Genomic DNA, 983 nt, shown 5'->3' on the forward strand with positions numbered 1-983 from the left:
TGGTGGTATTGCCAAAGGAAGTATGATCTTCGTAAACATGATTATTTAGGCTGGAGTAGGGCGTCACTGCAATTTTTGCTTGGTTATCTTCACCGGTCACTTTCACCATAATGGTGAGCTTCTGACCATCAGTGGTTTCGACTTCGTAGGGGAGCTCCATCGACTCGCCAGCATGTAGGCTACTGATTAGATCGTCCGGATGATGATTGGTACCTGTATTTAATCTGAATTGATAAGTGCCATTAGGCCAAACATCAAGGTAACCAGGTGCAAACCCTTGACCTAAATATTTACCGCTAAAAACAAACTGAGTGTTATCGCCACTATCAGGGTCAATCAGCTGAAGCTGGCCTCTATAGGATTTAAATTCGCTATCCAGCGCTTGTGTTTCAGTGAGCTGAATGACATTAGAAACCAGTGTGGCTTTATCATCTGTCCCGGCAATCGTAAGCGTGGCGGTTTGTTGCGTACTTCCACCATGGCCATCTTCTACTTGATAAGTGATAGCGATTTGTTGCGACTGACCATTGGCCAAATGATTAAATGCGGGATCAGTGGCATCAACAATTAACGTATGCCCATCAGCATCTAAGGTAATGCCCGTTGGAAGTTGGCCCGACTGAGGTTGACCATCGATGGCATATTCAAGGTGACTGACGCTTAAAGCGTCGCCGTCTTTATCTGTGGCACCTACTAGCAGATTGAGGGGGTGATGATTATCGGCCCCCTCACTGACACTGTCTGTTAAAGGCGTCACATCAGGGTTGTCGTTAACCGCAGCCAAGTTGGTGGTTGCGCCGGTGTGTGTTACACCACCGTGTGCATCTTTAACGTCATAGCGGAAGTGTACATCGCCGTTATAGTCTTTTTCTGGGGTAAAGGTAAACGTGCCATCGGCATTGTTTAGAATGGATCCATGGTCAGCATGCAGGTTTTCAATGGTTAGCTTACCGGCGTCATTGGCATCCACATCGACGGTATTC

The 983-nt window shown here is 46.9% G+C and carries 1 protein-coding gene; it reads right to left on the minus strand.

The genetic code is table 11. The features are described from left to right. Positions 1–983, minus strand: a 983-nt coding sequence (locus A6D97_RS03910) for a cadherin-like domain-containing protein (protein WP_170791801.1), incomplete at both ends; no start/stop codon positions are given.

Origin of the sequence: Vibrio sp. ZF57 (assembly GCF_001691235.1) — a bacterium.
GTDB classification, from domain to species: Bacteria; Pseudomonadota; Gammaproteobacteria; order Enterobacterales; family Vibrionaceae; genus Vibrio; species Vibrio crassostreae_C.